At 66.8% G+C, this 7,465-nt stretch carries 8 protein-coding genes and 2 tRNA genes; 8 read left to right on the top strand and 2 right to left on the bottom strand.

The annotated features are described in order from the left end of the window. The 3 genes from gltX to QN206_11170 all read left to right on the top strand — a co-directional run bounded on the left by gltX (nucleotide 1) and on the right by QN206_11170 (nucleotide 1,740). The gene (gene gltX / locus QN206_11160; GenBank protein ID MDR7615365.1) at nucleotides 1–1,518 is read left to right on the top strand and encodes a glutamate--tRNA ligase; all 1,518 of its coding nucleotides are present in this window, start codon (nucleotides 1–3) and stop codon (nucleotides 1,516–1,518) included. A 57-nt stretch (nucleotides 1,519–1,575) separates the two neighbouring features. Further along, nucleotides 1,576–1,649: transfer RNA gene (locus QN206_11165), tRNA-Gln, on the top strand. Nucleotides 1,650–1,664: 15 nt separating this feature from the next. Beyond that, nucleotides 1,665–1,740: transfer RNA gene (locus QN206_11170), tRNA-Glu, on the top strand. Between the two features lie 31 nt (nucleotides 1,741–1,771). Here QN206_11170 and QN206_11175 read toward each other — a convergent pair. Then, a complete protein-coding gene (locus QN206_11175; GenBank protein MDR7615366.1) occupies nucleotides 1,772–2,974 on the bottom strand; it encodes a site-specific integrase in 1,203 nt (400 codons plus the stop codon). Nucleotides 2,975–3,474: 500 nt separating this feature from the next. Continuing rightward, on the bottom strand, nucleotides 3,475–3,624 hold the full coding sequence (locus QN206_11180) for a hypothetical protein (GenBank protein MDR7615367.1): 150 nt from the start codon (nucleotides 3,622–3,624) through the stop codon (nucleotides 3,475–3,477). Nucleotides 3,625–3,982: 358 nt separating this feature from the next. Here QN206_11180 and QN206_11185 point away from each other — a divergent pair, with 358 nt between their 5' ends. The 5 genes from QN206_11185 to QN206_11205 all read left to right on the top strand — a co-directional run. Continuing rightward, on the top strand, nucleotides 3,983–4,891 hold the full coding sequence (locus QN206_11185) for a hypothetical protein (protein ID MDR7615368.1): 909 nt from the start codon (nucleotides 3,983–3,985) through the stop codon (nucleotides 4,889–4,891). A 69-nt stretch (nucleotides 4,892–4,960) separates the two neighbouring features. Continuing rightward, on the top strand, nucleotides 4,961–5,308 hold the full coding sequence (locus QN206_11190; GenBank protein ID MDR7615369.1) for a PIN domain-containing protein: 348 nt from the start codon (nucleotides 4,961–4,963) through the stop codon (nucleotides 5,306–5,308). A 250-nt stretch (nucleotides 5,309–5,558) separates the two neighbouring features. Further along, nucleotides 5,559–5,690, top strand: coding sequence for a hypothetical protein (locus tag QN206_11195; protein MDR7615370.1), 132 nt, complete (start codon nucleotides 5,559–5,561; stop codon nucleotides 5,688–5,690). Nucleotides 5,691–5,761: 71 nt separating this feature from the next. Beyond that, nucleotides 5,762–6,847 (top strand): integron integrase, encoded by a 1,086-nt coding sequence (locus QN206_11200; GenBank protein ID MDR7615371.1) that lies wholly within the window; start codon nucleotides 5,762–5,764, stop codon nucleotides 6,845–6,847. Nucleotides 6,848–6,977: 130 nt separating this feature from the next. After that, nucleotides 6,978–7,465, top strand: a 488-nt coding sequence (locus QN206_11205; protein ID MDR7615372.1) for a methyltransferase domain-containing protein, incomplete at its 3' end; no start/stop codon positions are given.

A 7,465-nucleotide genomic window follows, 5' to 3' on the forward strand; every position in this document is an offset into this window, starting at 1 on the left:
ATGCCTGTTCGGACGCGGTACGCGCCGAGCCCCACGGGGTTCCTGCACGTGGGCGGGGCCTGGAACGCCTTCTTCAACTGGCTGTTCGCCCGCCACCACGGAGGCGTCTTCGTGCTCCGCATCGAGGACACGGACCGCTCCCGGTCCACGGTGGAATACGAGCAGGCCATCTGCGAGGACCTGCGGTGGCTGGGGATTGACTGGGACGAAGGCCCGGACGTGGGAGGTCCCTACGGCCCCTACCGGCAGACGGAACGGGGAGAGATCTACGCCCGCTATGTGGAGGAGTTCTTGCGCCGGCAGGTCGCCTACCCGTGCTACTGCACTCCCGAGGAGCTATTGGCGGAGCGACGGCGGGCGGAGGCGGAGCACCGGCCTCCCCGGTACTCCGGTCGGTGCAGGCACCTGGATGACGGAGAGCGCGCGAGGTTGCAGGCGGAGGGCCGGCGGCCGGCGCTGCGGTTTCACGTGGAGCGGTTCCGGGATCCCGCCCTCAAGGACAGGGAGTGGCTGCAGGAACGGGAAGGGCGTCGGGTGGTGGTGGTCCAGGACCTCATCCGGGGGGAGGTGGTCTTCGACCTCGCGGAGATCGACGACTTCATCATCGTGCGCTCCGACGGTACGCCTCTCTATAACTTCGCGAACGTGGTGGACGACCACACCATGGGCATCACCCACGTCCTGCGGGGCGTAGAGCACTTGGTGAACACCCCCCGCCAGCTCCTCATGTACCATGCCCTGGGCTGGGAGCCCCCCGCCTTCGCCCACCTCCCGGTCCTCCTGGGACCGGACCGGAAGAAGCTCAGCAAGCGGCACGGGGACACCGCCCTCCGGGAGTACCGGGACGAGCTCTTCCTGCCCGAGGCCTTACGGAATTTCTTCGCGCTGCTGGCCTGGTACCCGGAGGACGGCCGGGAGCTCTTCCACACGGAGGAGCTCATCGAGCGCTTCGACATCCGGGAGCTCAAGGGCGCAAGCCCCGTATTCGACCGTCAGAAGCTCGTCTGGATGAACGGGGAGTACTTGCGCCAGCTGCGGGAATCCAACCCCGATCGGCTCGTCGACCTGGTCAGCGCCTACCTGGTCCGCCAGGGGCTGCTGACGGAGCCGGTGGGGGAGGCGGAACGGGCCCTGGTGCGACGGGTGATCGGAATCCTGGGCGACCGGCTGAAAGTGGGGTCCGACCTGCTCGCCTACGCGGACTTCTTCTTCCTGGATCGGCCCCGCTATGATCCCCAGGCGGTGGCCAAGCATCTCGTGGGCGCTTCCGAGCTCCTGGCGGAGGTGCGGGCGGCCCTGGAGCCCCTAGAGCCCTTTACCGCGGATCGCATCGAGCAGGCCCTCCGGGCACTTGCGGAGGCCTCGGGACTTGGGATGCGGGCGGTGGTGCACCCCGTGCGGGTGGCCCTCACCGGGCGGACGGTGGGGCCCGGGCTGTTTGAGCTCATGGAGGTCCTGGGAAAGGAGCGGGTGCTGCGGCGGCTGGAAGAGGCCCGGTCCCTCGCGGGAACGGCGTAGCGGGCCGGAGGCGTTTGACAGCGCAGGCGGAGTTCGGGAATAATGGTGGGCGGCCGGTGGGGGATCGTCTAACGGTAGGACAACGGGCTCTGGACCCGTTAGTGGAGGTTCGAATCCTCCTCCCCCAGCCAGGGTCAGCGGTGGGTGGCCCCATCGTCTAGAGGCCTAGGATACCGCCCTCTCAAGGCGGAGACGGGGATTCGAATTCCCCTGGGGCCACCAACTCAAACCCGCACGGTGTCTGGGTTTCGGCCTATCCCCCCACCCCCGGGGTACCCTCGGAAGAGGGGAGTTGCCGCCAAACTGCCGCCAGGCCGCAGGAGCGGAGGATCCGGTCCAGGCGGTCCAGCGCCTCCTGCTGGGCGGCCCGGATGGTGTGGGCGTAGGTGTTGAGGGTCACGGTGGGGGTGGAGTGCCCCAGGACCGTGGAGACCGTCTTCACGTCCACCCCGCCCTTGAGGAGGGTGGTCCCCACGTGGTGGCGGAGGTCGTGGAAGCGGACCTTGATCCCTGCCCCCCGCATGGCGCGTTCGAAGGCGTGGGTGAAGGCCTGCGGGGACCAGGGCCTGCCGGTGGGGTCCGGGAACACGAGGTCGTTGTCCTCCCAGTCTGGACCGGCCCGGAGGCGCTCTGAGGCCTGGTGTCTGCGGTGGGCCCGGAGCACCTCCGCCGCCAGGGAGGGGAGGGGGAGCATCCGCCTGGCCTTCGCCGACTTCAGGTCCTTCATCCGGATCCCGGCCCGGGTCTGCTCCAGGGCCCTGGTGATGGAGATCGTCCCGGAGTCCAGGTCCACGTCGCTCCACTTCAGGGCCAGGACTTCCCCTCTCCGGAGGCCCAGGATGGCCGCGAGGGCGGTGGGCGCGAAAAGCCGCGTGTCCTTTGTCGCCTCCAGGATCCTCCGGACCTCCTCCGGGTCGGGAGGACAGATCTCGGGTATCTCGACCCGAGGCGGAGTCACTCCGTCGCAGGGGTTGGTGCCGAGCAGACCCCACCTGCGGGCCAGGTTGAAGGCTCGGTGGAGGACCACGTGCACCTTGCGGACAGTGGCCGCAGAAAGACCGCCTTCACCGCGCCTCCGGCCGGAACTCATCAGTTGGGTGTACAGGTCCTGGATGTGCAGGGGGCGGAGCCGGTGGAGGGGGACCGACCCGATCCGGGGCACGATGTAGTCCCGGATGATCTCCCGGTAGCGCTCCCCGGTCCGTGGGGAGACGGACGAGGCCACGTAGTCCCGCAGGAACTTCTCCAAAAACTCCTTTACGGTGATCCGGGCCGGGTCTACGTAGCCCCCGGTGTGGACCTCGTGCAGGAGTTTTGCGAGTTCCCGCTCGGCGGTCTTCCGGTCGCCCCGAACGGTACGGGTCACCCGGACATACCGGTTGCGGGCCGGATCCCACCCGCACCGCACCGAGATCTCCCACGAACTCCGACCCCGACGACGGATGTAGCCCGGCATCCTATACCTCCTCTTCCCGAAGGCGCCTGGCTTGTTTCCTGGCCTCGCGCCTCTGCTCATTCACCTTGTCCTTTCTCAAGGACCACTGGTAACGCCAGTAGCACCGGCGGCTGCAGAACCGCTTTCGGGTCAGCCCGACGAAGTGCTGACCGCAGACCAGGCAGCGGCCCTCCGCCTTCTTACGGGCCGCGGCGAGAAGTCGTGCGCTCTCCCTGAGGTCCACCGGCTCTAACCTATCACCCCCTTGAGGCACTTATCAAGCGCTCATAATGTGCAGAGAGCGGAGGGGTACGAGTTCGTGGCATCTGGGGAAACCGGTGGGTTCTGCTGCGTTCCTGGCTGGGACTCCCGGATTTTTGTCCGCGCGTGCGTGCCGCTGCGGGGGCGGTTCCGCAGGCCGCGCGGAAGATTTTGCCGGGTCTACCCCAGCGCACCGCAAGGCCGCGCCCTCGCTCCACCGCAGCTCACCACCCAGCGGCCGGACGTGCGGACGCGCTCGTTCACAGCGTCCTTCCCCGATGCCGCGGGCGGAGCCTCCTCCGCTCCGCCAGGCCCCCCGCCGCCCGCTCCAGTTCCGCCAGGTCCGCTTCGCCCAACTCGTACCGCGCGATCCGGCGAAGCAGCCGCACCGCCGCAGGGTGCCGCTTCACGTACTCCTCGGTCTCCCGTGGGCGAGCCGCCCCGGGGCAGCTGCGCCGAGCGGTTCATCCGCACGCTCAAGGAGCAGTGCATCTGGTCGCGCGCGTGGGAGACGATCGAGGAGCTGCGCGAAGGCGTCCGAGCCTTCGTCGAGCTCTCCAACACCCGCTGGCTCATCGAACGACACGGACACCGCACCCCACGCGAGGCCTACCTGGCAGCGACGGCGAAGGCTGCGGCATAATGAACAAGGTCGAGACGTGTCCAAGGAACCGGGGCCGCTGAAGGGGCTCTTTAGCCGGAGCGGGAGCGCTGCACGACCCTGCTGTCGGCATCTACCAGTACGATCGTGGTAGGGGGTGACTCGCCGTGGCCGGGAAGGGTGCAGGGATCACGATCAGGCTGACTGGCCCCGCGGTGGCGCAGGGTCGGATCCCCGTCGATGACCTGGTTCTCCTGGCGCGCCAAGTCCAGGCGGCGGTCGAACGCATCGCCCTTGTCCTTCGCGGCGAGAGCGGCATGAAGCCGGGCCGGCGGCCGGCGGAGGTTGAGAGGCTCACAAGGTTGGAGGTCGTCGGCCTCGGACGGGGCAGCGTGGTGTTGCAGCTCGACCTCGCCCGGGACCAGCAGGCCCTTGAGGGCCTGGATTTGGGCGAAGAGGCAACCAAGGCGTGGGTGGAAGGGCTCGACACGCTCCAGGCGAAGGGGCTGGTTCCACCGGGATGGGATACCGGCGCGCTCCTCGCCTGGCGTGAGACGGCCGCGCTGTACCGACGCGGTGTGGAGAGCATCGAGGTCGTCGCTTCTCTGACCAACTACCGTCGGTCCACGCGTGTCGGACCCGATCTGGGGGACCGAATCGTTCGGCTGATTTCGCGACCGTCGACGAACTCGCGGGTGGTGGAGGGCCGGCTGCTGATGGCGGACTTCAAAGAGACCGCAGCCCGCTGCCGCATCCATCCTCCCATGGGGCCTCCTGTCGAGTGCACCTTCGATGAGGGGCACAGGCAAGCGGTGCTTGATGCGCTGACGAAGCACGTGCGAGTCACCGGCGAGGCCGAGATCGATCCTGAAACCTCTCGGATCAAGCGATTGTCGCTCGCCGACATCGAGATCCTCGACTCCAGCGACGGGGGGGCGTCTCGTTCCCATTCTGGGAGCCCCTGTCGGTGGACGAGCTGGCTGAGGTTCAGGGCGTCGCGCCTGTCGAGAGTCTGGAGAGCCTGCGCGCCGACTTCTGGCCGGACGATCTCTCCGTCGATGACTTCCTGTCGTTGATCCGCCCGGGCTCCACCAGGCGCGAGACGGGCGGATGAGACTTGACGGGGACGGTCCTCCTCGACACCGATGTCTTCTCGTATCTCGCGAAGGGCGAGCCCTCATCTCGAAGGGCGGCGGCTCTGCCTGTCATTCGCCACCGTCGCCGAGATATACAAGGGCTTCTACAAGCACCGCTTGGCAGAGGCTCGCATGGCGAAGGTGGAGGAGCACCTGAAGAATTTCGTCGTCATCCCCTACGACTTCGAGCTTTCTCGCGTGTGTGGCCGGATCATGGCCGACCGCGAATCCTCCGGACACCGGATGGAGGAGTTCGACGCTTGGATCGCGGCGACTGCCGTCAGGCACGGCATGCCCCTGGTCACGAACAACCGGCGGCACTTCGAAGGTATCGAAGGCCTCGCCCTCGTCTCGTAGATGACCCTCTCCGCGCCTTCCGCCGTTCGGCACGTGACCGAGCAGCACCAGCGGTTCCTGCGCAGGTCGTTCCGTTTCCTCGACCCCACCTGGGTGAGAAAGCCGCCGGGCTGTCCCGCCAGGCCCCACCCGGCAGGGGCGCACCTGCATGGGGGCGGGTCCCGCGCTGGTTGGGGGGAGCCTGCCGGGACCCCAGGGGGGCCTGGGGCTTCTGGACGGGACAGCTTTCCCGGTCAGAGCGGGGCCAGGCGTGAACGTCTTCGGTCTTACGGGACCGTCTTGTCAAGGAATTCCGGTCGTGGTGAACGGCCCCGTGGCCTGCGGGGACGGCCGCCACCTGGCCGCGGGGTCAGGCCGCGTGCTGCGCTACGAGCGGGACTGATCTCGTTCGTGTCGGTGGCGTCCGCTACGCTACAGCTCCTTCCCCACGTTCGGTCATCGTGGGGAGGTGTCATGGCAGAGCCGGATCCCCGACCGCTGGGGTTCTTTCCCGGATCGCCCGTCCCGCGCCTGTACGACCGCGTCGTGGCGGTGATGCGAACGCGCCGATACAGCCGCCGGACGGAGAAAGCGTACGCGTACTGGATCGGACGCTTCATCCGGTTCCGCGGCGGCGTCCACCCGCGCCTGCTGTCGGTGGAGGACGTCAGCGCGTTCCTGACGCACCTGGCGGTGGAGGAGCGGGTGGCGGAGTCCACCCAGAACCAGGCGCTGGCCGCGCTGCTGTTCCTCTACGACAAGGTGCTGAGCCAGCCGCTCCACCGGATCGAGGCAGTGGTGCGGGCGCAGAAGCCGAAGCGGCTGCCGGTGGTGCTGTCGCGCGAGGAGGTGGCGGTGGTGCTGCCGCTGGTGGGCGGCGTCCCCGGCCTGGTCAGCGCCCTCCTGTACGGCTCGGGAGCTCGAGTGGAGGAGGGGCTGTCGGTCCGGGTCAAGGACCTGGACTTCGACCGCGGCGAGCTGGTGATCCGCGACGGTAAAGGGATGAAGGACCGGGTGACGATGCTTCCGCAGTGCTTGCACGAGCCGCTGCGGGCGCACCTGCGCGTGGTGCGGAAGCAGCAGGTGGCCGACCTGGGGATGGGGTTGGGACGGGTGCCGCTCCCGGACGCTCTGGCGCGGAAGTACCCGAACGCGGACCGGGCGTGGGGCTGGCAGTGGGTCTTCCCGGCCTCGCGGCACTACACGGATCGTGTGACGGGGATCCGCCACCGGCATCATCTGCACGCCTCGGTCGTGGAGAAGGCGGTCCGGCAGGCTGCCCTGCGGGCGGGGATCGCCAAGCACGTGACGCCGCACACCTTCCGCCACTCGTTCGCCACCCATCTTCTGGAGGACGGCTACGACATCCGGACCGTCCAGGAGCTGCTGAGCCACCGCGACGTGCGCACCACGATGATCTACACGCATGTCCTGAACCGCGGCGTCCGCGGCGTCCGCAGCCCGCTGGACGGCCTGGGACTGGGGCCGGATGGAAGCCGGCGCCGGACCGGGATTATCCGGCCCGCCCGGCAGGATAAGCCCCTGGTTGACAAGGGTTGACCGCCGGAGTACCCTGGCACTTGGCTCGCGAGAGCAGCGGAGGGGGAAGGCGGTGCGGCTTATCCGGACCACGAGGCGGGTTATCCCGGTCTGGATAAACAGGAGTTAGGCAGAATCAGGAGATGAGGAAATGAAGAAGAAGAAAATACAAAAAATTGTCAGAGAAGCCTATGGCAAGATTGCCCAAGGACAAGAAGGTTGTGGGTGCGGGACTTGCGGTCGAGATACCCAAGAATTCGCTAGGTCTATTGGTTACTCCGAAGAAGATTTAAGGGCTATTCCAAACGAGGCTAACTTGGCTCTTAGTTGTGGGAATCCAACAGCCCTAGCCAGCCTCAAGGAGGGTGAGATCGTACTTGACCTTGGCTCAGGCGCGGGATTTGATTGTTTTTTGGCCGCAAGCAAAGTTGGTGCAGGTGGCAAAGTTATTGGAGTGGATATGACACCTGAAATGGTTGAAAAAGCAAGACGCAATGCGAAAAAGAATGGTGTTACAAATGTTGAATTTCGACTTGGTGAGATTGAAAGTCTACCTGTGGCAGACAACTCGGTTGATGTGGTCATAAGTAACTGTGTTATCAACCTATCGGCCGATAAGCCAAGAGTCTTCCAAGAAGT

This window comes from Armatimonadota bacterium, assembly GCA_031460175.1.
Classification (GTDB): Bacteria; Sysuimicrobiota; Sysuimicrobiia; order Sysuimicrobiales; family Sysuimicrobiaceae; genus Sysuimicrobium; species Sysuimicrobium tengchongense.

Excerpts from the sequence above, each read along its gene's own strand:
- gltX (MDR7615365.1), top strand. The coding sequence starts at position 1 with ATGCCTGTTCGGACGCGGTACGCGCCGAGCCCCACGGGGTTCCTGCAC.
- QN206_11175 (MDR7615366.1), bottom strand. The coding sequence starts at position 2,974 with ATGCCGGGCTACATCCGTCGTCGGGGTCGGAGTTCGTGGGAGATCTCG.
- QN206_11190 (MDR7615369.1), top strand. The coding sequence starts at position 4,961 with ATGTCTTCTCGTATCTCGCGAAGGGCGAGCCCTCATCTCGAAGGGCGG.
- QN206_11200 (MDR7615371.1), top strand. The coding sequence starts at position 5,762 with ATGGCAGAGCCGGATCCCCGACCGCTGGGGTTCTTTCCCGGATCGCCC.